Origin of the sequence: Streptomyces sp. ALI-76-A (assembly GCF_030287445.1) — a bacterium.
Taxonomy (GTDB): Bacteria; Actinomycetota; Actinomycetes; order Streptomycetales; family Streptomycetaceae; genus Streptomyces.
This window is the reverse complement of sequence record NZ_JASVWB010000004.1, coordinates 1,224,959-1,251,106: the sequence shown is the minus strand read 5'-3', so window position 1 is coordinate 1,251,106 and position 26,148 is coordinate 1,224,959. Positions and strand designations below refer to the sequence as shown.

The following is a 26,148-nucleotide window of genomic DNA, read 5'->3' as shown; positions in this document are numbered from 1 at the left end:
TAGCGCTGCGCGTCAGACGACCATCCACTGCTGGTTCGCGCCGGCTGTGCACGTTGACTGGTCCAGGGCCGCGCCGTTGGCGGTCGACGCTCCGGCGACCTCGAGGCACTTGCCGCTGTTGACGTTGGCGAAGGTCACGTAGCCGCCGATCACCGCCGTCCTCGTCCACAGCTGGTGCGAGGCCCCGGTGCACGTGGACTGGACGGCCACCGCGCCGTCGGCGGTGGAGGCGCCGGAGATCTGCAGGCATTTGCCGCTGTTCACGTTGACCAGCCGGTAGTTGGAGCCGACGGCGGTGGGCACCCACTGCTGGTTCGCGCCGGAGTTGCAGTTGCCGGAGTTGACTGCGGCCCCGTCCGCCGTGTTCAGGCTCCAGACGTCCGCGCACTTGGCGCTGTTGCGGTTGAGAAGGTGGTTGTTCGGGGCCCCCAGCGGGTCGGCGATGACGGGCCAGCCGCCCGCGAAGGTCACCTGGCGGATGTCGAGTGTCTCCCGGCCGGAGTTGTCGCCGTCGTAGTAGTGGTATGCGAGGAACTTGGAGGCGCCGTCGTCGTAGGCGTCGGCGCCGCCGGCGGCCACCCTGGGATAGGCACCGGTCAGGACGGTCGTGCCGCCGCCGGAGGCCATGTCGGTGCCGTTCTGGTCCCGGTACGGTCCGGTGATGCTGGTGGACCGGCCGACCACGGTGTAGTAGGTGCTGTTGGTCCCGCTGCAGCACAGGCCCTTGGAGCCGAACAGGTAGTAGTAGCCGCCGTTGAGGATGATCGTCGGGTTCTCGATGTCGACGGCGATGCGCCAGAGGTTGTGGTCGGTGGTGGACAGCTTGCCGGTGGACTGGTCCAGGACGTGCATGTAGGTGCCGGAGCCGGTCCAGGAACCCCAGGAGATGTAGAGCCGGCCGTCCGGTCCCCAGTCGACGTTGGGGTCGATCGGGTAGTTGACGTCGGTGACCATGCCCTGGTCGGTCCAGGGGCCCTCGATGTTGGTGGCGGTGGCGAGGCCCATCACGGCGTAGTTGGTGCCCCAGCGGGAACCGGCGTAGTACAGGTGGTACTTGCCGTTGAAGTACTTGATGTCCGGTGCCCAGATGTTGGGCGGGGTCGAGCCCAGCGTGCTGGTGATCCAGGACGGGGTCGACTCCCAGACGTTCCCCACCTTGGTCCATCCGGATGCCGCGGTGCCGGCGCACGTCCTGCGGATGGTGATGGATCCACTGGGGTTGAGCGAGTCGTTCTCGAATCCGGTGGAGAAGCCGTAGTGGCAGCTGCCCACCTTGATGACGCTCGGGTCGTGCATGCGCAGATCACCGCTGAGTGCCTGTGCGGGGGAGGCTGTGATCAAGCCGAGAACGGTCAGGAGGGCGACCACGATCGTGGCGAGGACGGAATGCTGACGATGTCTGCGTATCCCGGGGCGGGACTCATCGGCGGCGTGATGGCTGCTCATGCGAGACTCCTTTGTTTCGCTGTGGTGTTGGTGCGAACCGGCAGGACGCGTCCGTCCTGGCCCGCGGTGGGCCGCGGGCCAGTGGGTACGTCCGGCTCCTGGAGGGCGGCCCTGCTGCGTACCCGAAGGACAGTCACCTGCCGGCTGTCTGGGCCGGATTCGGCAGCAGTGAGGCCGGGATCATGGACGGGTCAGTGTGAGTCGGGGCCGGGATACGGTCGTCGGGTGGTGGTGGTTCCGGTCGGCAGGGTGCTCACGCCGCCGTCGGGCCACTCGATCCGTCCGGTGGCTCCCGTGGGCACGGTCGTTTCTACGGTGAGATTCGCTTCCTGCATCTCCCACCGGATCGCCACGCGCCCGTACGGTGACTCGTGGGCGGCGCTGGCCCAGGTGAGGCCGCCGCCCGGTCGTGGGCGGAAGACGATGTCTCGGTAGCCCGGCGCACTCACGTTGAGTCCGGCGACCGTGGTGTGCAGCCATTGGGCGACCGCGCCGAGGGCGTAGTGGTTGAACGAGGTCATCTCGCCCGGATTGACGGTGCCGTCGGGCAGCATGCTGTCCCAGCGTTCCCAGACGGTGGTGGCGTCATGCTTGAGCGCGTACAGCCACGAGGGGCACTCGTGCTGGAGAAGCAGGGCGTAGGCGGTCTCGTCATGGTCAGTGGCGGTCAGCGCGGGGGCGACCTGCGGAGTGCCGATGAAACCGGTCTGGATGGTGTGCCCGCCGGCCTCGACCAGTTCGGCGAGGCGATGTCCCGCCGCGGCCCGGGACTCCGCGTCGGGGAGAAGGTCGAACTGTAGGGCGACGGCGTACGCGGTCTGGGTGTCGCTGGTCATGCGGCCGTCGGGCAGCAGGTACGCGTCGGCGAACGCCTGTTGGACGCGTCGCGCGAGTTCCCCGTAGTGGTCCCGGTCATCTTCGCGCCCCAGGACGTCGGCGGTCCATGCCACATGCCGCAGGGACCAGGCGTAGTACGCCGTGGCGATGAGGTGGCGGTCGGTGCGGCCGGCGCTGGGGTCCTCGGGGGGTGCGAACGGGTCGAGCCAGTCGCCGAGTTGATAGCCGCGATTCCACAGGCCCGACTCGTCGGCGAGTTCGGTGATGAGGTCGACCCATCGCCGTGCGCTCTCGTACTGTGCGGCGAGCAGACCGGAGTCGCCCGAGGCCCGGTAGAGATCCCACGGGGTGAGTGCGACGACATCGCCCCAGCCGGCGCCGGGTCTGGCAGGGGTCCACTGCTCGCCGCCCGGGATCTCGGGTACGTACCAGGGGACGGTCCCGTCGGCGTGCTGTTCGACGGCGACGTCGCGCAGCCAGGATGCGAGCATGCCGTGGCAGTCATACAGGAAGGCGGCCGTGGGCGCGAAGACCTGGATGTCACCGGTCCAGCCGAGCCGCTCGTCACGCTGCGGGCAGTCGGTGGGAAGGTCGACGAAGTTGCCGCGCAGACTCCACACCACGTTCTCGTGGAGCCGGTTGACCTGCTCGTTGGAGCATTCGAACCAGCCGGTGCGGGCCATGTCGGTGTGGTGGACGCGGGCGACGATGTCACGGCCCGGGTCGCCGCCGCCGCACCAGCCGGTGATTTCGGCGTACCGGAACCCGTGGATGGTGAAGCGTGGCTCCCACGTCTCGGGTCCTGCACCCCGCAGGACGTACCGGTCGGTGGAGACGGCATCACGCAGGGGGCGCACACACAGCTCACCGTCCTGGAGCACCTCGGCGTGCCGGATGACGACCGTGTGCCCTGCCGGACCGTCCACCGTGATACAGACCCTGCCGACGAGGTTCTGCCCGAAGTCCACCAAAAGACGGTCGGCGTCAAGAGCGGTCACCTGGACGGGGCTGATCTCCTCGGTACAGCGCACCGGCGGGCCGGTGGGCGCGACCAAGGTCGCCAGGTCCCGGTCGACGACGTCTACCAGTGACCAGTCGGCATCGTCGAATCCGGGCTTCGACCAGCCGGGCAGCTCGTCCCTCGCGTCGTAGGTCTCGCCGTCCAGGAGCCCCGAAGTGAGGATCGGTCCCTGGCCGGCGAGCCAGGAGGTGTCAGTGCCGATGACGGTGACGGTTCCGTCGCGGTGGAGGATCTCCAGTTGGGCGATGAGCGCGACCCGGTAGCCGTAGAGGTCGGCGTGGCCGCCGCCGAAGCCCAGGCGCCCGCGGTACCAGCCGTCGGCCAGCCACGCGCCGATGGCGTTGGCGCCGGCGCGCAGGTGCTCGGTGACGTCGTGGGTCTGATAGCGCAGCCGATGGTGGTAGCTGGTCCAGCCGGGCGCGAGGGTGTGGTCGCCGACCCGTCGGCCGTTGATCTCGATCTCGTACAGGCCGTGGGCAGTGACGTACAGCCGTGCGCGCTCGACGTCCGCGGCGACGGCGAACTCCTTGCGCAGCAGGGGTGGCCGGTGCTCGGCGTCCGGCCTCTCCGACCGGTGTGGCTCGTGCGGCGAGATCGCACACGCCGTCCAGTCCGCCGGTGTCAGCAGGCCCGTCTCGATCCGCAGCGGTTGACTCCAGTCGCTGGCCACCTGGTCGGTTCCGCGGACCCGCACCCGGACCTCGCAGGCTTCCCTGGACGCCAGTGGCCGCAGGGGCCAGGGGACGAGCACGGAGTCCTGGGAGGTCACCCAGCCCGTGCGGTGCGTCCCGTCGGCGCGGACGGCCTCGATCTCATACGCGTGCTGCGTCCAGCAGGCGGGTGCTGTGGTCTTCCAGGAGATCCGGGGCGACGACTCGCCGATGCCGAACGGCTCCCGGTGATGTTCCGCGGTCGGGACGGCCACCGCGGGTATCCGCTCGTCGCTCATCCCTTCACCGCGCCGGCGGTCAGGCCCTTGATGATGCGCTGGTTGATCAGCAGGTAGAGCACCAGGGCGCCGACGACGTTGATGCTGATCGCGGCGAACAGCGGTCCGTAGGCCGTCTCTCCGTACTGACCGGTGAAGTTGAGCAGCCCCACCTGGACGGTGCGCAGGCTGTCGTCGGTGGTGAACGTGAGCGAGACGAGCAGGTCGTTCCAGATGAAGAAGAACTGCACCAGCGCGACCGTGAAGACGGCGTTGCGGACGACGGGGAATCCGATCCGCCAGAACGCGGTGAGCATGCTCGCCCCGTCGAGGGTGGCGGCCTCGAAGATCTCGCGCGGGACGGCCCGGAAGTAGGTGGCCATCATGAAGACGGTGAGCGGGAGGCCGACCGCGGTGTAGGTGATGATCAGCGGCCACATCGTGCCGGACAGCCCGCTCTGGAAGTACACCCGGAACAGGGGCAGAAGGATCATCTGGCTCGGCACCATGATGCCCAGCAGGAAGACCAGGAGCACCTGGTGGCGTCCGCGCCAGATCATCACCTCCAGGGCGAAGCCGGCGGCCGTACCCAGGACGATGATGAGCGCGAGCGAGGGCACGGTGGCCAGGAGGCTGTTGCGGATGTACAGGCCGACGTGCCCGCTCGTCCACGCGTCGGCGTAATTGTGCAGGTCCCACTTGCCCGGCAGCGACCAGGCGGGGTCGTTGACGAACTCGGACTGGGTCTTGAAGGAGCTCAGCAGCAGCCACAGCAGCGGCGCCACCTCGACGACCACCAGAAGGGCGACGAGCAGGTTGCGCGTCAGGTGCCGGGCATGCGCCCGCCCTCGGACGGTGGCCGGCCGCGGGCTGCGCCGGAGTTCCCCCGGCGGTGCCGTCATCGTGTCGGTCATGGAGGTTCAGCCCTTGGTCAGGTCGCGGCGCGAGAAGCGGAAGATGACGAGGGTCACCCCGAGGCAGACGACGGTGAGCAGCGAGGCGATGGTGCTGCCGTAGCCGTAGTCGCCGTAGGAGAACGCCGTGCGGAACATGTAGAGGGTCAGGGGCGTCGTGTCGCTGCCCGGTCCGCCGTTAGTCAGGGCGAGGACCGAGTCGAAGACCTTGAGGGTGCCGTTGATGCTGAACACCACCGACGACAGCAGCACGGGCGCGGACAGCGGCAGGACGATGTGCCGGATCAGCCGCCATCCGGTGGCGCCGTCCATCCGTGCCGACTCGAGGGTCTCGTCGGGGATGTCGAGGAGCCCGGCGAAGATGAGGACGCCGTAGAAGCCCATGGAGCGCCATACGTCCATGACGACCAGGACCATGAAGGAGCCGCCCGCGCCGGCGAACCAGTCGCCGTGCTGGATGCCGAGCCCTTCGAGAGCGACGTTGGCCAGACCGTTCTGCGGGGCGACGGCGAAGAGCTTCTGGAACATGAGGGCCACGGCGACCGTCGGAAGGATCACCGGGAAGAACACCAGGGTACGGACGACCGCGGACGACTTGCGCAGGACGAACACGTAGAGCAGCGCGAGCAGGTACCCGCAGAGGACCTGCCCGGCGCTGACCGCGATCGCGTACTTGAAGGTGAACCACAGCGCCGAGTGCGCCTGCGGGTCGTGCCAGAGCTTGTCGAAGTTTCCGAGCCCCCCGAAGGTGAAGCCCTCGATGACGTTGCCCTTGAAGAAGGTGTAGCCGAGGGACCAGCCCATCGGTACCAGCATGACCAGGGTGTACACCAGCAGCGCCGGGCCCAGCAGGACGGCGATGGCACGGCGGTCTCCCAGAACTGAACGCATGTCGGCTCTCTCACGAAGGGGTGGGGCGGATCACGGTGGTGCGGCAGGGGTCAGCCGTTGTCGAGATCCGCCTGGATCTTCCGCATGAAGTCCCTGGCCGAGATGGATCCGTTGACGAGCGGCGCGGCGTTCGTCTGGCTGGTCTCTGTCGCCTTCGTGTTGAAGAGCGCCTCGAACCACAGGGTGCTGGTCTTGGTCTTGGTGATGGTGTCCTGGACGGTCTGGGTGAGCGGAGGCAGGGTGCCGGTGTCGCCGCCCGGCTTGAACCCGGAGACCGTGCCCTGGTCCTTCAGCGAGGCGGCGCCGTAGTTCTTGCTGATGCAGGAGAGCCAGTCGCCGACCTTGGCGTCGTAGGACTTCGCGGAGACGGCGACCGGGAGACCGACGTTGGCCGGGATCTGGTCCGCGCTGCCCTTGCCGCCCGCGACGGCCGGGAACGGCATGAAGCCGACGTTGTCCGCACCGATCTTGTTCTTGGCCGGGTCGTTGAAGTCGCCGAGCGCCCAGCTGCCCATGTAGTACATCCCGGCCTTGCCGGTCAGGAACTGCTGCGCTGCGGTGTCGTAGTCGATCGATCCGACGCCCTTGCCGAAGTAGCCCGCCTTGCCCAGGTCGGCGATGGCCTGTGCGGCCCTCACGTAGGCGGGGTCCGTCAGCTTGGCCTTGCCGTCCGCCACCGCCCGCAGGGCGTCCGGGCCGAGTTCGCGGTAGATGTAGCCGCTGACCAGACGGGTGAGGGGCCAGCCGTCCTTCCCGTCCGCGGAGAACGCGGTGACACCGGCGCCCTTGAGCTTCGCCGCCGCCGCGACCAACTGGTCGTACGTGGTCGGGACGGCGATGCCGTGGTCGGCGAAGAGCTTCTTGTTGTACCAGATGCCCTCGATGTTGAACTGGTAGGGCATCACGTTGAACTTGCCGTAGAGGTTCTCGACGGTCTTGACGGCGGCCGGCTGGATGTCGTTCCAGACGCCGAGGTCCTTGAGCGTCTTCTCCAGGTCGAGGACCTGCCCGGCCTTGTCCAGGGTCTTGGTGAGCTGCGGTGTGCCTCCCGCCGCGAACTGCACCGGCAGGGCGTTCTGGCCGGCGAGAAGCTGCACCTTCTGGTCGACGTTGCCGATCGGCAGCGTCTGGATCTTCAGCGGCAGAGCCTTGTTCTGCGACGCGCACGAGCCCTTGCCCAGGGCGGTGAGCTGCTGCTGCACGATGTGGTTGTCGTCGTTGATGGTGAGCGTGAACGCCTTGACGTCGCCGCCGGAGGCGCTCCCGCCGCCGCAGGCGCTGAGCAGCAGGCTCGCGGTGGCAGCGGTCGCCAGGAGGGCGATACGGCGGGTCCTGAGGGTCTTGTGCACAGGTGCTCCTCGGCGCGCAGTGCGTTGAAACGCTTCAATAGAGGGATGCCGGGAACCTATGACCCGCTTCGGCGCGTGTCAAGGATCTGTCCTGGATGTTTCCGAACCGCATCTGCGGGACGCCGGGACGGGCACCCGGCGGGCCACCACAAGCGTGAGGTGACGAACTGCCAGCCAGCGCGGCAGGCCGATGCGGACGAGTGCGCAGGTCAGGCGATGTCGGCTGGGGGTCCGGCAGCGCCCGGAAGGGCGCGGGGGAACACCCGGTCACGATGGTGCGTGGAGGACCTGAGGCACATGGCGGCACTTCCAGCGGAGCGCTTGGCGCGGCCAGTCAGCGCGCCGACGCGGACGATCAGCTCGGTGCGCTGGCGCGGACGATCAGCTCGGGCTCCAACACGACGGTGGCATGACGGTGCCGGCCGTCCGAAGCCACCTCGTCCATCAGCAGCCGGATCGCTTCCTGCCCCATCATCCGGCCCGGCATGTCCACCGCGGTCAGCGGCACCGCCGCGGTGCCGGCCGTGCGGTTGTTCTCGCAGCCGACGACCGCGATCTGGTCGGGCACGCGGATCCCCGCCACGGTGTGCATCTCATGGATGATGGCGTTGGCCAGCTCATCGGTGACGGCGATCAGGCCGTCCGGCAAATCTCCGGGGGCTCGCCGCGCGAGATCCTGTCCGACCACATGCCCGTGGGACGCGGTCAGGCCGACGCTGTCGATCTCCTCCAGGCTGATGCCGGGTCCCGCCTCCTCGACCGCCGCACGCACCCCCCTGCGCCTGTCGCGCACGGGCTGGTAGTCGTCGTGCGCCACCACATAGGCCAGTCGGGTGCGCCCGGTGTCGATGAGGTGGCGGGCTGCCAGATATCCGACGTGCTCGTTGTTGACCAGCACCGAACAACAGGTGCCCGGTTTCGGAGCGTAGTTGAGGAGCACGACCTGGCGCCCGTGCGAACGGATGCGGGCGATGCCGGCCGAGGAGTCCTCCATCGGAGCCAGCAGCACGCCGGTGACCCGGGACTCGTCGAAGAGGTCAAGGTAGTCGTCCTGAAGCGTCATGTCGCACGCCGTGTTCGCGAGCAGCAGGTTCTGGCCGACCGCGCGGGCGGCGTCCTGCGCACCGTGCGCCATGTCGATGAACAGGGAGTTCTCGATGTCGGCGAGCACCATGCCGATGCTGTTGGTCGATCCCGACACCAGCGACCGGGCGGCGTCATTGCGCACGAAACCCAGTCGGCCGATGGCTTCGCGGACGCGTTGCGCCGTCGCCGGACTCACCTTCGCCGGATGGTTGAGGACGTTGGAGACGGTGCCGACCGAGACGCCCGCGGCGTCGGCGACGTCCTGCATGCTCGGACCGGCATGCCCCTGTACTCGCGGACGGGCGGTTGCCACAGCGCTCCTCGACCTCCGGTCTCATTCAACCCCGGACCGCACGGCACTCACAGTGACCAGGCTGTCGCGGACAAGCCGCAGAATACATGACGCGCGTTGAAGCGCTCCAAGCCTTTGGGTTCCCGCCAGACTCCGAGGGCGGACATGCCCGTCGATAGAGGCGGTCACAGCTCCGGGCGACCGCGGCGAGCGCCCGCCACCCCACCAGCACAGACTGACGCCGAAGCGGAAGCATGGCTGATCAGGGAATCGCCGCACCCCGACGTGACGGCCCGCAGGGAGTAGGCGAGTGTCCTCCGCCGACCTGATTGAAGCGCATCAACCGGTGGCCGGCCTGCGCCGCCGCTTCACCGCCGACTGGCGGCCCGCCTGCCCGCTCACGTCCCTGATCGGTCCCGGCCAGGGAAACTGAGACAAGCCACCGCAATGGCGGAGACTCCGCCCGGCGACCGACGGAAAGACACCGCCGGCCCCGGGTTGCCCCCGTTGCCCGGGCCGGTGGTCACCATGCTGATGCCCGAGTCGCCACCACGCGCGGCTCGGGCATCAGCGGCTGCCGCACGCGGCAGCCTCGCAGGCGCCGCACCGCCACCGGCCTCCCCCGGGCAGTGGGCGGAGTTCTGTCCGGACGACCTGGGTTTTCCAGGCTCCCGGGACGGCCCGGGGCAGGTGCGGCGAGTCCGGTAGGCCCACTGAGCGAACTCATCGACACCCGCCTCGGCACGGAGCCCCGTATCCCTCCGACAGCACCGGGCCGTTCCGGGTCACCCTCGTGCATGATGCCGTTGGCGCGCGCCGCGGGTTCGCTCGCACCAAGGGCCACAAGTCCGCCACCGCTCGGCGATTCGCTGCGACGAGGAGATACGCCGTGCCTTCTTCATCGACGGCGTCAAACGATCCGTCGGGGCGGTTTCCCATACGCGTAGACCACCACGGTCAGACCACGAGCCGCTGCACATCCGTCAGGCCGCGCTCTCCCGTGCGGTGTTCCGCCGGCAGGATGTAGGTGCGCAGACCGCAGGCGGCCGCGCCACCGTCGCGGACCGGGTTGTCGCCGACCATGAGGGTGGCGCGGGGGTCCGCGCCGAGGTCGGCGCAGGCTTTGAGGAACAGGTGCGGGTCGGGCTTTTCCCGGCCCTGCTCGTAGGAGATGACGCAGGTGTCGATCAACGCGTCCAGCCCGTGGTGGGCGAGGTGGGTGCGCAGGTCCCAGGCGAAGTCGCTGACGATGCCGACGCGCATTCCGCGCCGGCGCAGGGCACGCAGGACCGGTTCGGTGTCGGGATAGGGAACCCAGGCGTCCGGAGCGGTGAGTTCCCGGTAGGCCATCTCCTCCGCGCCGCGCAGGAAGTCCACCTGCCCCCACCATCCCCACATGGCGCGGCGGTGCTGTGCGGAAGAGAGATCACGGCCTTCCTTGAGGGCTACCACGGAGGGCAGCCGGAAGGCGGCGCGCAACTGGTCGGAGATCCCGGCCACTGCGCCGGGCTCGTCCAGCACGGCCAGGCGGCCGACCGCGGAGCCGACCCGGCGCAGCCACGTCTCCAGGTCGATCATCTGGAAGATGGTGTTGCTGAAGTCGAACAGGACGGCCTGGACCGGGGGCACCGGTGCGGCCATCTCGGCGTCGCTGGGGCGGTAGGCGCTCGGTGTTTCGAACAGGGTCTGGATCACAGGGAAAACTCTTCGGGTTCGACCGTCTCGACGGGGACTTCGAGGTCGCGTATGGCCGCGAGTTCCGTGTCGGGGGTGGCGGTGTCGGTGATGACGGTGTGGTAGTCGGCCACAGTGCCGTACGCGTACGTGGCGGTCTTGCCGAACTTCGAGTGGTCCACCAGGAGTAGCGCCTGTTCGGCGGAGGCGAGCATGGCCAGCTTCACCTCGACGTAGTCGTTCAGGGGGTGGAAGAGGCGTCCTTCCAGGACGGCGGTGGCGGACATCAGGACGAGATCGGCCCGGATTTGAGACAGGGCGCGGGTGACGGTCGGGCCGGTGCAGGAGTTGAAGTCGCCGCGGTAGTGGCCGCCCAGCAGGGTGACGTTCACCGCGGGGGCGGCGGACCCGAGGCGCTGCGCGAGGCCGACCGAGTTGGTGACGACGTGCAGCTGATCCACCTCGGCCAGCGCCGGGACCAGGGGGAACAAGGTGGTCGAGTCCTCCATGAGCACCGTGCTGCCCGGTCTGATCCGGCCGGCGACAGCCGCGCACAGCGCGTTCTTGGCCGCGAGGGCGCTGTTCTCACGGAAGCGGGTGGCCGTCTCCATGGTGAGGGCTGGGAACGCCACAGCCCGCCCGCGCTCCTTGCGCAGCAGATGCCGCCCGGTGAGGTCGTCCAGGTCCCGGTGCATCGTCATCAGGCTGACGTCGAAGTGCCGGGCCAGGTCGTCGATGCGGGTCTCGCCATGATCGGCGACGTACCGCAGCACGGCCTGGCGCCGCTCCTCGACGGCCGCCTGGGACAGTCGCGTACGGGCGGTCACGGCGCCCCTCCTTCCCGCTCGCTCCGGTCTCGCAGTTTCCCACACGGGCCGGTACGGGTCGGGGTCCGTCCGGCTCGCGGGCCTCGGGCCGCTCGTGCGACGGCTGCTGCTGTTGCTGCTGCTGCTGCGTACGACGTGCGCATCTGCGTCCATGTCAGCATCCCTGCCCGCGTGGCCGGGGCTACGGTCCGTCCACCGTGACCAGCACCTTGACCTGCTCGGGGTCGACTGATGCGGCGAACGCCTTGGCGGCGTCCTCCAGCGGGTAGGTGGCGGTGACGATCTCGGCGGTGTCGATGGCGCCGGAAGTGATCAGGGACATCGCGGTGCGGTAGTCGTCGCCGGTGTACATCAGGGTGCCCTCGACGCGGATCTCCCGGTCCTGGATCAGGTCAAGGCGGACCGGGGTGGTGCCGGCGGCGCCGACGCCGACGACGATGATCGTGCCGCCCTTGGTGACCAGGTCGGTGGCCTGGGCGATGGACTGTTCGCGCGCCACACAGTCGAAGACCACGTCGGCCGGTCCGTCGAGCGCCGCGTGGGCCTGGTCGGCGAGGTCGGCGGCGTCGGCGGGCAGGGCCGCGTCGGCTCCGAGGCGCAGGGCGCGGTCCCGCTTGCCCGGCAACAGGTCGGTGACCGCGATCTTCGCGGCGCCGGCGTGCCGGGCGGCGGCGAGGACGAGCAGACCGATGGGCCCGGCGCCGAGCACGACGACCGTGCGTCCGGTGAGGTCACCGGCCTTCGCCACGGCGTGCACCGGGGTGGCCAGGGGCTCGACCAGGGCGGCCTCGATGTCCGTCATACCGTCGGGGACGCGGTGGACACGGTCGGCCGGGAGGGTGAACAGATCGGCCATGGCGCCGGGCGTCTGGCAGCCGAAGACCTTCAGTTCCTGGCAGATGTTGTAGCGGCCGGAGCGGCACTGGGGGCACCGGCCGCAGTACAGGTTGGGCTCGATGATCACCCGGTCTCCGGGTGCGAAGTCCTCGGCTCCCTTTCCTGCCGCGGCGACGATGCCCACCGCCTCGTGTCCGGGACGGTAGGGCAGGTCGACGAAGGGGTGGTGGCCGGCCGCGGCATGGGTGTCGGAGCCGCATACGCCGACGACCGTGGTGCGTATGAGGAGTTCGTCGTCCCCGGGGACGGGGGCTGGCACTTCCTCGAGGGTGATGTCGTCGAGGGATCGGACGAGAACGCGGCGGATCTGCTCGGTCATGGGGGTTTCCGTTCGGTTCGGGCGTTCACGCGGTGGCGAGGCCGGGCTGGATCTGGATCTTGCGGCCGATGCCTGCCTGGAAGCGGGTGACTGCGTCCGGGAACGCCGCCAGCGGGAGGCGGTCACTGATGAAGACGCGCGGGTCGATGACACCGGTGGCGAAGAGGTCCACCGCGCGTTCGAAGCTGTGCAGGACCGCCATGGAGCCGGTGATCGTGATCTCCTGGTTGTAGATCCTGTACGGCTCGATGGTGGCCCGGGTGGCGTAGTCGGCGACCCCGAACTGCAGGTATGTGCCGCCTTTGCCCACCCGGCCGAGGGCGTCCTGAATGGCTTTCGCGTTGCCGGTGGCGTCGATGACCAGATCCCATCCGTAGGGCGGCCGGTCGAGCTCATCGGCGGACGCGGCACCGGCGGAGCAGCCCAACTGCCATGCCGTAGGCCAGGCGTTCGGCGTTGATGTCGACGACGTCGACACTCGCGGCGCCGGTGGCCTTGGCGAGCTGGAGCATCATCAGGCCCATGGTTCCGGCGCCGTAGACGAGCACCCGGGAGGCGAGGCGGCTGCGCAGGACGTCGTAGCCGCGCACAGCGCAGGACAGGGGCTCGATCAGGGCCGCGTCCTGGGCGTCCACGTGGTCGGGCAGTCGTACGCAGTTGGCGACGGGCGCCACGGCGTACTCGGCGGCGGCGCCCGGATTGGTGACGCCGATGGCGGCCCAGCGTTCGCAGAGGTTGTTGTGGCCGAGGCGGCAGTAGTGGCACTCGAAGCAGTACAGCGACGGGTCCACGGCGACTTGGTCGCCGAGCGCGAGTTCGGTGACCTCGCTACCGAGGCCCACGACCTCCCCGGCGAACTCATGGCCGGGGATGATGGGCAGCTTCGGGGCGAACTCCCCCTGGAGGATGTGCAGATCTGTGCCGCACAGTCCGGTGGCCGCGACCTCGACGACGACTTCGCGCGGACCGGGAGCGGGGTCGTCGACGGTGGCGATCTCGATACTGCCGGGTTGGGTGATCACGGCCGCTCTCACTTCACCGCTCCCAGGGACAGGCCGCGGACCAGCTTGTCCTGGGCGGCGAAACCGGCGATGAGGACGGGCAGTGAGACCAGGGTGGCCGCCGCGCACAGCCGGGCCAGGAACAGGCCCTCGTTGGTGATGAAGCCGACCAGGAACACCGGCGCGGTGGACGCCTGCGTGGCGGTGAGGTTCACGGCGAACATGAACTCGTTCCAGCTGAAGATGAAGCAGATCAGCGAGGTGGCGGCGAGTCCGGGCATGGCGACCGGTGCGACGACCCGCCACAGCACGGTGAGCAGGCCCGCGCCGTCGACCTCGGCCGCCTCCAGGATCTCCTTGGGGACCTCGGCGAGGAAGGAGCGCATCATCCATACCGCGATCGGCAGGTTCATGGCGGTGTAGAGGATGACCAGCGTCCACACGTTGTCCAGCATCCCGGCGTCCTTGACGATCAGGTACACCGGCAGCAGGGCCGCGATGGCGGGGAGGAACTTGGTGGACAGGAAGAAGAACATCACGTCGGTCCACTTCTCGACCGGCTTGATGGACAGCGCGTAGGCCGCCGGCACCGCCAGGGCGAGGACCAGGATCGTGGAAAGGATGCTGGCCATGGCCGAGTTGAGGAGGAAGGGGGTGATGTCCCGGCTGAACAGGAGTTTGTACTGGTCGAAGGTGACGGCGGCGAAGGGGGTGGGCGGATTGGTGGCCGCGTCGGCCTCCTGGTGGAAGGAGGTGAGGACCATCCAGGCCACCGGTGCGAAGAACGCCAGGGTGGCGAGCCAGGCGACGAAGGTCCACAGAGGGGAAAGCCGGGACTCACCACCCTGGTCCTGCTTGCGGCGGAAGAGCTTTGTGAGCCTCGCCCCGGGCGCGGCGACTGCTGCATGGGTCATCGGGATGTCTCCTCGCGGAACAGCGACGCGATGGTGCGCAGCGCGAAGGTCGCGATGACGAACGCGCCGAGGACGACGACGACACCGGCGGCGGCCGCCTCGCCGTACTCGTACTTGCGGAACATGGTCAGGTAGATCTCGTAGGGCAGGTTGGTGGTCTGGGAGCCGGGGCCGCCCTGGGTGATGGTGAAGACCGCGTCGAAGGTCTGCACGACGTAGATCGTGCCGAGCAGAACGCCCAGTTCGATGTACTGGCGCAGGTGCGGCAGCGTGATGTGGCGGAAGGTCTGGAGCGCGGAGGCGCCGTCCATGCGGGCCGCCTCGAGGACGTCACCGGGCTGTGCCTGCAGGCCGGCCAGGAGGATCAGCATCATGAACGGGGTCCACTGCCAGACCAGCGAGATCACGACGGCGGGCATCGGGTAGGAGGAGATCCAGTCGACCGTGGGGCCGTTGTCCGCGCCGAAGAACCTGTATACGGCGTTGAGGGTGCCGTTGAGCAGGCCGTAGTCGGGGTTGTAGATGGCGTGCTTCCACAGGAGCGCCGCCGCGACCGGCATGACCAGGAACGGGGCGATGAGCAGGGTGCGGGCCAGCCCGCGGCCGGCGAACCGGCGGTCGAGGAGCATCGCCAGACCGAGTCCGAGGATCACGCTGATGACCACCACCGACGCGGTGAGCACGACGGTGTTGAGCACGGCTGTGCGCAGCCGCTCGTCTGTGAAGACGAACGAGAAGTTGGACAGACCGACGAAGTGCCTCTCGCCCGGCTTGAGGATGTTCCACTGGAAGGTGGAGATGATCAACGTGGCCACGAAGGGCAGCTGCGTGACGACGATGGTGAAGATCAGCGCGGGCAGCAGCGGGATGCGACGCTTCCACTTGGCCGCCGCGCCCGAGGACTTCCGGCTACGGACGGGTGGGGGTGCTGTCTTGGGGGGTGCGGTGAGCGTGGTCATGAATCGTTCCTCTGCCGGTGAAGGCCGGGGTTGCGGGGAGCGGCGCCCGGCCGGCACGAGGCCGGCCGGGCGCTGAAGGTCACTTCTGGTAGGTCTTGGCGACGTCCTCGGCGAGCTTCTGGCCGTCGTCGAGCGCCTTGTCCACGCTGGTCTTGCCGGCGATGGCGGCGGAGATCTCCTGGGTCACCTTGGTGCCCAGGTCCTGGAACTCGGGGATGGCCACGTACTGGATGCCCACGGTCGGCCGGGGCTGGACGCCCGGGTTGGCCGGATCGGCGCCCTCGATGGACTTCAGGGTGATGTCACCGAACGACGCGGCGGCCTTCTTGTACTCCGGGATCTCGTACGTGCTGGCCCGCTTGCCGGCCGGGACACGCGCCCAGCCGAGCTTCTCTCCGACGAGGTTCTCGTACTTCTTGCTGGAGGCCCACAGCATGAACTGCGAGGCGGCGTCGGCGTTCTTCGTGGTCTTCGGCATGGCCCACGACCAGGCCCACAGCCAGCCGCTGCTGTCCGTCTTGACGGTCGGCGCGTAGGCGTAGCCGACGTTGCCGGCGATCTTGCTGGAGGCGGGGTCCTCCAGCGACCCGGCCGCGCTGGTCGCGTCGTACCACATGGCGACCTTCTTCTGGCTCAGCGCGTTCAGGCACTCGGTGAACCCGGCCTGCGGGGCGCCGGCCTCACCGTGCTCGCGGACCAGGTCGACGTAGAACTTCGTGGCCTCCTTGAAGCCTCCGCTGTTGACCTGGGCCTTCCAGTCCTTGGTGAACCAGGTGCCGCCGAAGGTGTTGACCATGGACGTCAGCGGCGCACCCAGCTCGCCCCAGCCGGCCAGACCACGCAGGCAGATGCCCTTCATGCCGGGCTCGGCGCCGTCGACCTTGGCCGCGATGTCGGCGATCTGCTGCCAGGTCGGGCGCTCGGGCACCGTGATGCCCTTCGCCTTCATGACGTCCTTGTTGTACATGAGCATGGAGGACTCGCCGTAGAACGGCAGGGCGTAGAGCTTGCCGTCCGAGCCGGTGAGCGACTGGACCATCGGCTTGAGCAGGTCGGCCTTGTCGAAGCCCTTGTCCTTGTCGGCGTAGGAGCCCAGGTCGTGCAGCCAGCCGTTCTTCTCCCAGATGGGCACCTCGTAGGCGCCGATGGTGGCGACGTCGTACTGGCCGGCCTGGGTGGCGATGTCCTGGGTGACTTTGTCGCGCAGCTCGTTCTCGGGAAGGATCGTGAAGTTGACCTTGATCCCGGTGTCCTTGGTGAAGTTGTCCTTGGTCAGCTTCGCGATGTCCTCCATCTGCGGGTTGCCGACCATCAGGACGTTGATGCTCTTCCCTCCGCCCGAGGACCCGCCGGCTCCGGCTCCGGAACAGGCTGTGGCGAGCAGGGCGGTGGCGGCGGCGCCGGCTATGAGGGCGTATCTGGTCGATGCCATGTGACGGGGGGACCTCTCGTGCGGGTTCGCCGGGACCTCGACTGAGGCGCGGCGGGTCGAGCAGGGGTGTGGATGCGTCCTTGGGGAGTCGGGCGCGTTTCGATGGCCGAATTATTAGCAGGAGACTGCGCCGTTGTTAACACATCTTGCGAGAAAATCTCTTCGGACTTATCGTCAAGCGCTCCCTGAAGGGGCTACGGGCCTCCGCCGAACAGCCCCGCCATACAGCCCAGCCGAGCTCTCGGCCTGCCGTCGCCGTCCCCGAGGAACCCACATGAGCACCAGACCGGAACCCGCAGATCAGCCTGCCGTCGTCGTCGCCGGAGACGCGCTGGTGGACCTCACCCCCGCCCGAACGGCCGACGGTGCCGCGGCGTTCCAGCCGCGCCCGGGCGGCTCGTGCCTCAACGTCGCCGCCGGTCTCGGCCGACTCCGAGTCCCCACGGCACTGCTCGCGCGCATCTCCGACGACCACTTCGGCGATCTCCTGCGCGCGCACCTAGGGAGTGTCTTCAAATGTCACGCCCACATCAGGAGCGATGCGAGGGTGACGGCTGCTTGGTAGGACTCGGCGGTCTTGTCGTAGCGGGTTGCGATGCCTCGCCACTGCTTCAAGCGGTTGAAGCAGCGTTCGACCACGTTGCGTCGCTTGTAGAGCTGTTTGTCGAAGGCCGGCGGGCGTCCGCCCCGGCTGCCGCGTCGGAGCCGGTTGCGGATCTGGTCGGCCCGCTCGGGGATGGTGTGGCTGATGCCGTGCTGTCGCAGCCAGGTGCGGATGGCCCGGGAGCTGTAGCCCTTGTCGCCCAGGACATGGGCAGGCCGTACGCGGGGCCGTCCCGGACCGATGCGGGGCACCCGTATCGCCTCCATCACGGCGGTGAACTGGGTGCAGTCGTTGGTGTTCCCGCCCGTGACCGTGAAGGCGAGCGGGCGGCCGAAGGCATCGCAGGCGAGATGAATCTTGCTGGTCAGACCGCCTCGGGAGCGTCCGAGGCCGGGACAGCGGGCCCCCCTTTTCGGGCCCCGGCGGCGTGCTGGTGAGCACGGACGATGGTGGAGTCGACCGACACGAGCCAGTCGATGTCCCCGGCCGCGTCCGCCCTGGCCTGGGCGGCCCGGAGCATGCGCTCGAACGTGCCGTCCAGAGCCCACCGGCGAAAGCGGGTGTACAGCGTGGCCCACGGGCCGTACCGCTCCGGCACGTCCCGCCAGGCCGTTCCGGTGCGGAACTTCCACACGATCCCGTTGAGCACCTTGCGGTCGTCCAGCCGCTTCCGGCCTCGCAGTGACACCGGCAGCAGTGGCCGGACGAACTCCCACTCGGCATCGGACAGTTCATGGCGACGTATCACCCGACCATGATCCACTACTAAAGATCATTTGAAGACACCGCCTAGCGGCCTCCGGCACCCGGCTCACCCATACGCTGCCCGCGGCCGACCCCACCACCCTCGCCGCCGTGCATCTGCGCGAGGACGGGTCGGCCGCCTACTCCTTCCACGCGAACGGCACCGCCGACCGCGGCCTGCTTCCTGAACACCTCGCCGCTCTCCCGGACGGCGGCACGCTGCCTGCGGGGACTGCTCTGCACCTCGGGTCGCTGGGCCTGCTGCTCGAACCCCTGGCCTCCACGCTCGACGGACTGATTCGCCGGGAGGCGGGGCGGCGACTGGTGTCCCTCGACCCGAACGTGCGGCCGGGCCTGGTCACCGACCGCGCCACCTATCTCAGGCGGTTCGCCGAGTGGGTGGCGCTCGCCGACGTGGTGAAGGCGAGCGATGAGGACCTGGCCTGGCTCCACCCCGGTGAGCCGTACGAGGCGGTGGCCGAACGCTGGCTCGCCTCCGGGGCGGGACTCGTGCTGATCACGTTCGGCTCCCGGGGCGCCTGGGCCGTCGGCCGCGACGCCCGGGTCCATGTGCCGGCCCCGTCGGTCCAGGTCGTCGACACGGTCGGAGCGGGCGACGCCTTCACCGCCGGAGTGCTCGCCCATCTGCACCACACCGGCCGACTCAGCCGCGAAGGCGTCGACCATCTCGGCGCCGACAAGCTTGCCCGGCTGCTGTCGTACGCCGTGGAGATCGCCGCCGACACCTGCACCCGCGCCGGCGCCCAGCCGCCGTACCGCTACCACGGCGTGGCGACCCCCCTCTAGGGCCAGTCCGGATGCCCGTCGACTCCCTCATGTCGCCGGCTCGTCCGGCACTCACCCCGGACGCTCGAGCTCGTCCAGACGGGCCCAGACCGGTCCGAGAGCCTCCAACGCCTCTTGGTACACCGCATACGCCTCGTCGAGTACGGCGACCCGGTCGGGGTCGGGTTCATGTCGTCTGAGCACGGTGGCTCCGGCGCGCGGGTCCGTCACGTCGTCGAGCACTCCGACGGCGGTGGCGGCGAGCAGCGCCGCCCCCCGGGCAGCACTCTCTTGCACGTCGGTCACCTCGACCGGCCGCCGCAGGGCGTCGGCGAACATCTGGCTCCACACCTCGCTGCGCGCGGCGCCGCCGGTCAGTCGGGCCGACCCGCTGATCGGCAGCTTCGAGCACAGGGCGTCCACGTGCCAACGGTGATTGAGCACGACGCCTTCCATCAGGGCCCGCAGCAGATGTCCGCGGCCGTGCCAGCCGCGCAGTCCGAGGAACGTGCCGGACGTGGGATGCGGGTGCGGGGAGCCGTAGACGAACGGGTGGAACAGCACCTGCGACGGACCGTCCAGGTGTGCCTCGACCTCGCGGTCGATCACCTCGTGGACGCCGTCCCGCTGGTCGGCAGGCGCACCTGTCACCCTCAGGAACCACTCCATGTTCGCTACCGAGGCGGGTGAGGTGGACATGGTCATCCACTGGCCCGGGCGGACGAAGTGACGAACCTGCCAGCGCGGATCGACGACGGGGTGCTTGCCGACCACCTGGTTGATGCTGAACGACCCGGCGATCAGGCACAGTTCGCCCGGCTCCGTGCCGCCGACCCCGAGCGCGGCTGCATCGACGTCATGGGCGCCCGTCACGACGGGGGTGCCCGCGGTCAGCCCGGTGAGCGCCGCGGCCTCACGGGTGACGGTTCCGCTCAACGCATCGCACGCCAGGACGGGTGGCAGCATATCGGCGAGCGCGCCGAGGCCGTACAGGTCGAGCAGCTCTGGCGAGTAGCCGCCCCGCCGCATGTCGGTGAACGAGGCACTGGCGTCCGTGGGATCGGTGGCCGCCACGCCCGTCAGGCGCAGGCGCAGCCAGTCCTTGCAGGACAACAGCCAACGCGCCCGCTGAAGCACCCCTGGTTCGTGACGAGCGAGCCAGGCCAGCAGAGCGGCCGGGGAGCCCGCGAAGGGCACCGTGCCCGACAACTCCAGGGCACGGGACCAGACCGGAGTGCCCCGCCACTCCTCCAGCACCGGTTCGGCCCGCGTATCCATCGCCACGATCGCGGAGCGCACCGGCCGGCCGAGCTCGTCGACGGCGTACAGTCCGTCGCCGTGCCCGGCCAGTCCCACCGCGGCGACAGCCCGCCCCGCGTCCGGACCGGCCTCGGCGAGACAGGCGGCGATGGCCTGGTGCGCCGTTCGCCACACGTCGTCCATGTCCCGCTCGACCCAGTACGGGCGAGGGGTGGACAGCGGCAGCGTGCCGCTGCCCTGCGCCACCGGCCGGCCGGCGGCATCGAACAGAACGGCCTTGGTCACGGTGTGCCCCGCGTCGACACCGAGCACCAGTTCACGCGCCACCGCTCACACCCACCCCATGTCCCAAGAGTTGACCACCGTGATCCCACCGGCCGGTCGCGGCGAGGTGCGACGACCGTGGCGTTACGGCCGGACTCCGGTACGGCCACGCCGCGTGATGTTCCGCCTTGTTTCCCGGCCGGTCGAGGCTGCGGACCGGCCGGGAGCGGCGGACCGCACACCTGGCCAGGGCATCGACGCGGCAGGGACGCAACGATCACCGACGACGAGAACCCGCCATGCGGTCTCCTCGCGTGCCGAAGCCACACCGCTCACGAAGCCGATCGTCCCACGTAACAGGACGGCGGGCCCGGACCGCCGCCTGCTCAGGTGGGAAGCCCTGTCAGTACCCCTCAGTCGGAGACCGCAACTGGCCCCCATCCCCGGACCCCGCACAGCAGGCCCTGGCGTCAGCTCGCCCGCCCAGGCGTGAGGTATTTTCGCAGCACGCTCATCGGCCCGGCTCGCTCTCCGCCATGAAAGCGCGGGTGAACTCGACCATTACCAGGCCGAGGCGGCCCAGCCGATCGGCCGGCTCGGCCACGCGGACGAGATCGCGGCGGCAGTGCTCTGGCTCTGCAGCCCGCGAGCGAGCTTCGTGGTCGGCGTCGCCCTTCCCGTCGACGGTGGCTACGTCGCTCAGTGACGTCGGCTCATGGCAGCCGTGTGGCGGCCGCGTCGGTGATGTCATGGCGCCGCGGCGACGCCGGAGTCCCGGTCGTCGCCCGCGCGCCACACCGTCGTCAGCTCGCCGCGCCAGGGGCGAGCGAGTTCCCGTCAGCCACCCAGGCCGCAAGGAGGCGCAGCCGGTCGTGCGTGGGTGTGCCGGCCGCGGCGGTCCAGATGGTCAGTTGCTGATCGGGGTCGGTGCTGCAGGTGAGGGTGTCCCATTCGAGGACGAGCTCGCCGACGGCCGGATGGTTCAGCGTCTTGGCACCGACCCGCCGGGCTGCCACGTGGTGCTCGGCCCACCACCGCCGGAAGTCCGCGTCTCGCGCCGACAACTCTTCGACGAGCGCGACGAGCTTTGGGGAGTCGGGGTCGCGGGCCGCCTCCATGCGCAGTTGCGCGACGGACATACGGGCCGCGGCCTCCCAGTCGGCGTAGAGCCCCCTCATACGGTCGGAGAAGATCATCTTCGCGTAGTTACGTTCCTTCTCCGGGATCTTTCCGAAGTCCCCGACCAGCGCGGCCCCCATCTCGTTCCACGCCAGGACGTCCGTCTGGCGCCCGAGGACCATGGCCGGGATGGAGGCGAGGTCGTCGAGCAGTCGCTGCAGCTGCGGGTTGACGACCTGTACCTCGGGCCGGCGCGGGCGGCCGGTCGCCTTGCCCGCGAGCTCGAAGGCGTACTCCCGCTGGTCGTCGTCGAGCTTCAGGACCCGGGCGATGGCAGTCAGCACGGGCTCGGACACGTCGATGCGTCCCTGTTCCAGCCGTGTGTAGTAGTCCGTACTGATGGCGGCCAGCAGGGCCACTTCCTCCCGGCGCAGACCCGGTACTCGGCGCGGGGCTCCCGAGTCGGGCAGTCCGACTGACCGGGGAGTCAGCTCGGCGCGCCGGGTTTTCAGGAATTCGCCCAGCTCATGGGCTGCGCTGTCGGTCATGTCAGCCATTCTCCCAAGGATGGGGCCCCCTGGCGGGGCGAGTCCCGGTAGCTCGGACCTTCTGGTTGCGCCCTTGCGGGAGGGAAGGTCCGCAGGTCAGGCGGATCACGGCGGTCACGGCTCCGCGAGGGCGCGGCGCTGGGTTTCGGGGACGTTGCCCGCGGCACCGTCCGTCCGGTTCACGGGCGCTCCGGCCGCCGTGGCCGGTACGTGGCCCAGTTCGGCGACCGCACGGCTCGGGTCGCCGAACTGGGGGGAGCCGTTGTTCATCGAGGATCCCGTGCCGCGGCCCACACCGGCGCGTACGGCTGCCTCTTCGTGTCCGGGCCGGCCGCCGGTCGGGGTGGGCACCGGACGGTGGATCGGGCCTGTTCCCCGGGAGAGGAGCAGGCCGCTGCCGAGGCTTGCGGAGGCAACGATCTCGGCCACGATGGAGACAGCCGTCTCTTCCGGTGTGTGAGCTCCGAGGTCCAGGCCGATCGGGGAGCGCAAGCGGGCGATGTGTTCGTCGGACAGGCCCTGTTCGCGCAGGAGGCCAAGACGCTGTTCGTGCGTGCGCCGAGATCCCATGGCACCGACGTAACCGACCGGCAGGTCGAAAGCCAGCCGGAGCAGGGGGGTGTCGAACTTGGCATCGTGGGTGAGGACGCACACTGCGGTACGGCCGTCCACGGCCGTGTGCTCCAGGTACCGGTGGGGCCAGTCGACCACCACCTCGTCCGCGTCCGGGAAGCGAGCAGCGGTGGCGAAGACGGGACGTGCGTCGCACACGGTGACCCGGTAGCCCAGGAAGGCCCCGGCCCGGCTGAGCGCGGCGGCGAAGTCGACGGCGCCGAAGATCAGCATGCGGGGGCGGGACGCCGCCACCTGGACGAGGACGGACAGCCGGTCCGGGCAGGTGTCGCCGTGCCCGCCCAGCTCGACGCGGGCGGTACGTCCCGAGCGGAGCAGGGCGCCCGCCTGTGCGGTCACCGCGCGGTCCCTCAGCCCTCCGTCCAGGGTTCCGTAGGAGGCGGTGCCGTCGGCAAGGACGCACAGTGTGCGGCCCAGCAGGTGGTGCGGGCCGTCGACCACCTGCGCGATGGCGGTGGACCTGCCCTGAACGATGTCGTGCAGGGCGACGCCGAGATGGGGGTCGGACACCGGGTCGACGCGCTGGACCAGGACGTCGAGTTCGCCGCCGCAGGTCAGGCCGACCGCGAAGGCGTCGTCGTCGGAGTAGCCGAACCAGGCACGCTGAGGAGCACCCTCGTCTCCCAGCACCTGCCTGCACAGCTCGTAGACCGCACCCTCGACACAGCCGCCGGAGACGCTGCCGACCGCGTTGCCGTCCGCGTCCACCGCGACCGACGTACCGACGGGCAGAGGTGTGCTGCCGGTGACGTCGACCACGGTGGCCAGGGCGAAGGGGCGTGCCTCGCGGCACCAGCGGTGCAGTGTGCCCGCGATGTTCAGCATGGGACTGTCTCCGTGGTTCGCCGTGGGGGCGCGGGGCGGGCCGCCGCCGCGCCGTCGGGGAGTGCTTGGGCGGCGGCCCTGGGGAAGGTCCGGCATTCGGACGGGGGACCTGCCGCCGGACCGGTCAATGGACCTGCCGACGTGTGGGCTCAGAGCAACGCCTCGGCCGCGATGGGCAATTCACGCACACGCCGCCCGGCGGCGTTGAAGAGCGCGTTGCCGATCGCGGCCGCCACACCCACCTGCACGACCTCGCCGAGCCCCTTCACGCCCAGCAGGTTGCCGTCGTTGTCCTCGCCGTCTAGATAGATCGCCCTGACCTCGGGGACGTCGGCGGTGACGGGCACGAGGTAGTCGGCCAGGTTGGCGTTGACGATCCGGCCGTCGCGGTGGTCGGTGACGGTGTGTTCCAGCAGGGCGGTGCCGATGCCGCCCACGATGCCGCCGAACGCCTGGCTCTCGGCCAGCTTCGGGCTGATGATCCGGCCCGCGTCGTACACCCCGAGCATCCGCCGCACCCGCACCAGACCCAGGGCCGCGTCCACGGCGACCTCCGCGAAGGTCGCGTTGTAGGCGAAGTAGGAGCGCCGCGCGGGACTGGGCGCCCCGGCATACTCACCGCGCGCCTCCAGATGGGTACGGTCGTGGCGGGTCACCAGGCTGCGATAGCTCTCACCGCGCGCCGGATTGCCCTGCACATGCAGCCGGCCGCCACGCACCACCACATCGCCGGCGCCCCCCCGTACAGCGTTGACTCGCGGTCCTCGACGGCCAGCTTGATCGCCTGCTGCCGCACCTGGTTGCAGGCGTCGACGGATCGCGCGCTCGCGGAGCTCGTCCGGGTACTTACGGGGTGCTGCCATGATGCTGGTGGATCTCCTTCGCCAGGATCGTAACCCTGACATCAGGGACTCCACGAAACGGGGTACAGCTCAGTTTCGGGACAGGAAGTTGTTGGCTCCTGAGCGGGGCTTGCCTCCGGCTGCCGATGAGTGCTGGAAGATCGCGGAGCACGTGGACGTTGCCTCCAGGTATGAAGATCAGCGATGCATCCAGGATCAGTGGCGTGAGTGCGCGTTCGTTGCGGCATTACGAGGATGAGGGCTTGATCGTCCCCGGGCGTTTCAGCAATGGGTTCCGCGACTACTGTCAGTCCACTATCGACCGGGTGGTCGTCATCCGCTCGCTGCTGGAGTCCGGGCTGCCCGTGCGGTTAATCAGGGACGTTCTGCCCAGCCTTACTGACGGACCCGATGCCGGCACGGATGCGGTGTGCGCGGAGTTCCTGCACGAGGTGCAGAGCTATCGCGATCGGCTCGCTGCACGCATCGCCGTTCTCAGCGATCAGCAGGCGGCACTCGACGCCTACCTGCGAGAGGCCCGCCGCACTGATCTCTGACAGTCGCTTGACCTTGACGTAAGTGTCAGACTCCTACGTTCGGCGCATGGAGATCAACGAACAGCAGCACGCCGCTGAGCAGACGGTACGAGCACTGGTCCAGCGGTCGCACCGGGGACCGAAGGATCTGACCCTCGCGACCGCTCATCGCCGCCCCGCCCCGGGGCCTGGCGAGTACCTGATCCGCGTCGGCGCCGCCGGGGTCAATTTCGCGGACGTCATGCAGACCCATGGAACATACGGGGGAGGCCCGCAGGCGCCCTATGTGGCGGGCTTCGAAGCCGCCGGCGAGATTGTGGGCGTTGGCGCGGAGGTCGATCGCCCGCTGTCGGTCGGTACACACGTCGTCGGGGTCGGCCCGGGCGCCTTCGCGCAGTACATGACGATGCCATCCGCGGGTGTACTTCCTGTGCCGTCCGGCTGGAGCGACGCCGAAGCTCTCGGCTTGGTGTTGAACTGGGCAACCGCACTGGCGGCACTGAAGCCGTTGGGCCAGATCGCAACGGGTGACGTGGTGCTCGTTCATGCTGCGGCCGGAGGCGTGGGGCAGGCCGCCGTCCGTCTCGCCCGCCACTACGGTGCGCGCGTGATCGCCGCGGCGTCACCGGCCAAGCACGACACTGTCAAAGCGCTCGGCGCCGACGAGGTCCTGGACAGCCGACGTCCCGATCTGGCCATCGAGATCACCCGCCTGACCGGCGGAGTCGACCTGGTCCTGGAATCGGTGGGACAAGCCACGTTCGAGGTCAGCCTGTCGGTCACCAAACCCTTCACCGGACGCGTCGTCGTGTTCGGCGCCGCCTCTGGCGACGCCACACTCAACACGCACGACCTGGTCTTTACCCAGCAGGTCCAGGTCAAGGGCCTGCACATCGGTGCGCTGGCCACCGCAGCCCCGTCCCTCTACGAGTCACTGCTCGTCGAGATCGAGGCACTCATTGCCCACGGCGTCTACCCGCCCGGCACCCCCCAGGTCCACCCCTTGGCCGAGGGACCAGCAGTGCTGCAGCAACTCGAAGCAGGCCAGACCCGCGGTAAGCACGCCCTCGATCCCTGGCGCTAGGCCGTGGCCGATGGGTCGTATGAGCTGATCAGGGACGTGGCCTAGTGTTCCCTGGACGAAGGGGGTCGTATGCCGCGCGATATGGCCGCAGTAGAGGCGGGGATGAAGGGGATGAG

The 26,148-nt window shown here is 69.3% G+C and carries 19 protein-coding genes and 4 pseudogenes; 5 read left to right on the top strand and 18 right to left on the bottom strand.

Annotated elements, in window-relative coordinates:
• Positions 1–12: 12 nt before the first annotated feature.
• The 6 genes from QQS16_RS41890 to QQS16_RS41865 all read right to left on the bottom strand — a co-directional run bounded on the left by QQS16_RS41890 (position 13) and on the right by QQS16_RS41865 (position 8,740).
• Positions 13–1,446, bottom strand: coding sequence for a family 43 glycosylhydrolase (locus QQS16_RS41890; protein ID WP_286067886.1), 1,434 nt, complete (start codon positions 1,444–1,446; stop codon positions 13–15).
• A gap of 191 nt (positions 1,447–1,637) precedes the next feature.
• Positions 1,638–4,253: a family 78 glycoside hydrolase catalytic domain gene (locus tag QQS16_RS41885; protein ID WP_286067885.1), complete on the bottom strand. Its 2,616-nt coding sequence runs from the start codon at positions 4,251–4,253 to the stop codon at positions 1,638–1,640.
• Entirely contained in the window at positions 4,250–5,146 is an 897-nt protein-coding gene (locus QQS16_RS41880; protein WP_286067884.1) for a carbohydrate ABC transporter permease, read from the bottom strand. Before QQS16_RS41880 ends, QQS16_RS41885 begins: the two co-directional genes overlap by 4 nt.
• Before the next feature lie 6 nt (positions 5,147–5,152).
• Entirely contained in the window at positions 5,153–6,037 is an 885-nt protein-coding gene (locus tag QQS16_RS41875) for a carbohydrate ABC transporter permease (protein ID WP_286067883.1), read from the bottom strand.
• A gap of 50 nt (positions 6,038–6,087) precedes the next feature.
• On the bottom strand, positions 6,088–7,386 hold the full coding sequence (locus QQS16_RS41870; protein WP_286067882.1) for an ABC transporter substrate-binding protein: 1,299 nt from the start codon (positions 7,384–7,386) through the stop codon (positions 6,088–6,090).
• Positions 7,387–7,741: 355 nt separating this feature from the next.
• Positions 7,742–8,740 carry a LacI family DNA-binding transcriptional regulator gene (locus QQS16_RS41865; RefSeq protein WP_286067881.1) on the bottom strand — a complete coding sequence of 333 codons (999 nt, stop codon included), beginning with the start codon at positions 8,738–8,740 and terminating at the stop codon, positions 7,742–7,744.
• Between the two features lie 334 nt (positions 8,741–9,074).
• Here QQS16_RS41865 and QQS16_RS41860 point away from each other — a divergent pair, with 334 nt between their 5' ends.
• Entirely contained in the window at positions 9,075–9,197 is a 123-nt protein-coding gene (locus tag QQS16_RS41860) for a hypothetical protein (protein ID WP_286067880.1), read from the top strand.
• Positions 9,198–9,721: 524 nt separating this feature from the next.
• Here the strand turns inward: QQS16_RS41860 and QQS16_RS41855 are convergent.
• From QQS16_RS41855 to QQS16_RS41820, 8 genes and pseudogenes are all read right to left on the bottom strand, one after another.
• Entirely contained in the window at positions 9,722–10,459 is a 738-nt protein-coding gene (locus tag QQS16_RS41855; RefSeq protein ID WP_286067879.1) for an HAD family hydrolase, read from the bottom strand.
• Positions 10,456–11,265, bottom strand: coding sequence for a DeoR/GlpR family DNA-binding transcription regulator (locus tag QQS16_RS41850; protein ID WP_286067878.1), 810 nt, complete (start codon positions 11,263–11,265; stop codon positions 10,456–10,458). The genes QQS16_RS41855 and QQS16_RS41850 overlap by 4 nt, the downstream gene beginning before the upstream one ends.
• A gap of 181 nt (positions 11,266–11,446) precedes the next feature.
• Complete coding sequence (locus QQS16_RS41845; RefSeq protein WP_286067877.1) at positions 11,447–12,481, bottom strand: zinc-dependent alcohol dehydrogenase; 1,035 nt, start codon at positions 12,479–12,481, stop codon at positions 11,447–11,449.
• Between the two features lie 25 nt (positions 12,482–12,506).
• A pseudogene (locus QQS16_RS41840) lies at positions 12,507–13,515 on the bottom strand (zinc-dependent alcohol dehydrogenase family protein).
• Positions 13,512–14,396: a carbohydrate ABC transporter permease gene (locus QQS16_RS41835; RefSeq protein WP_286067876.1), complete on the bottom strand. Its 885-nt coding sequence runs from the start codon at positions 14,394–14,396 to the stop codon at positions 13,512–13,514. Before QQS16_RS41835 ends, QQS16_RS41840 begins: the two are co-directional and overlap by 4 nt.
• Positions 14,393–15,355: a carbohydrate ABC transporter permease gene (locus tag QQS16_RS41830; RefSeq protein WP_217236294.1), complete on the bottom strand. Its 963-nt coding sequence runs from the start codon at positions 15,353–15,355 to the stop codon at positions 14,393–14,395. The genes QQS16_RS41835 and QQS16_RS41830 overlap by 4 nt, the downstream gene beginning before the upstream one ends.
• Before the next feature lie 79 nt (positions 15,356–15,434).
• A complete protein-coding gene (locus tag QQS16_RS41825; RefSeq protein WP_286067875.1) occupies positions 15,435–16,787 on the bottom strand; it encodes an ABC transporter substrate-binding protein in 1,353 nt (450 codons plus the stop codon).
• A gap of 519 nt (positions 16,788–17,306) precedes the next feature.
• Positions 17,307–18,079: pseudogene (locus tag QQS16_RS41820) on the bottom strand (IS5 family transposase).
• 134 nt (positions 18,080–18,213) lie between these two features.
• Between QQS16_RS41820 and QQS16_RS41815 the strand changes: the two are divergent.
• Complete coding sequence (locus tag QQS16_RS41815; RefSeq protein WP_286068162.1) at positions 18,214–18,942, top strand: PfkB family carbohydrate kinase; 729 nt, start codon at positions 18,214–18,216, stop codon at positions 18,940–18,942.
• A 51-nt stretch (positions 18,943–18,993) separates the two neighbouring features.
• Here the strand turns inward: QQS16_RS41815 and QQS16_RS41810 are convergent, their stop codons facing one another.
• Complete coding sequence (locus tag QQS16_RS41810) at positions 18,994–20,508, bottom strand: FGGY-family carbohydrate kinase (RefSeq protein ID WP_286067874.1); 1,515 nt, start codon at positions 20,506–20,508, stop codon at positions 18,994–18,996.
• A 484-nt stretch (positions 20,509–20,992) separates the two neighbouring features.
• Between QQS16_RS41810 and QQS16_RS41805 the strand changes: the two are divergent.
• Positions 20,993–21,151: pseudogene (locus QQS16_RS41805) on the top strand (SDR family oxidoreductase); the annotation flags it as partial.
• Between the two features lie 97 nt (positions 21,152–21,248).
• On the opposite strand, the gene QQS16_RS41800 reads toward QQS16_RS41805, so the two are convergent.
• The 3 genes and pseudogenes from QQS16_RS41800 to QQS16_RS41790 all read right to left on the bottom strand — a co-directional run.
• Positions 21,249–22,112, bottom strand: coding sequence for a helix-turn-helix domain-containing protein (locus QQS16_RS41800; RefSeq protein WP_286067872.1), 864 nt, complete (start codon positions 22,110–22,112; stop codon positions 21,249–21,251).
• Between the two features lie 114 nt (positions 22,113–22,226).
• Positions 22,227–23,570 carry an XdhC family protein gene (locus QQS16_RS41795; RefSeq protein ID WP_502963983.1) on the bottom strand — a complete coding sequence of 448 codons (1,344 nt, stop codon included), beginning with the start codon at positions 23,568–23,570 and terminating at the stop codon, positions 22,227–22,229.
• 149 nt (positions 23,571–23,719) lie between these two features.
• Positions 23,720–24,384: pseudogene (locus QQS16_RS41790) on the bottom strand (xanthine dehydrogenase family protein molybdopterin-binding subunit); the annotation flags it as partial.
• A gap of 219 nt (positions 24,385–24,603) precedes the next feature.
• On the opposite strand from QQS16_RS41790, the gene QQS16_RS41785 reads away from it, so the two are divergent.
• Together QQS16_RS41785 and QQS16_RS41780 are read left to right on the top strand one after the other, a co-directional pair.
• Positions 24,604–24,969, top strand: a complete 366-nt coding sequence (locus tag QQS16_RS41785; protein WP_286067871.1) for a MerR family transcriptional regulator — start codon at positions 24,604–24,606, stop codon at positions 24,967–24,969.
• A 46-nt stretch (positions 24,970–25,015) separates the two neighbouring features.
• Entirely contained in the window at positions 25,016–26,032 is a 1,017-nt protein-coding gene (locus tag QQS16_RS41780) for an NADPH:quinone oxidoreductase family protein (RefSeq protein WP_286067870.1), read from the top strand.
• Positions 26,033–26,148 lie beyond the last annotated feature (116 nt).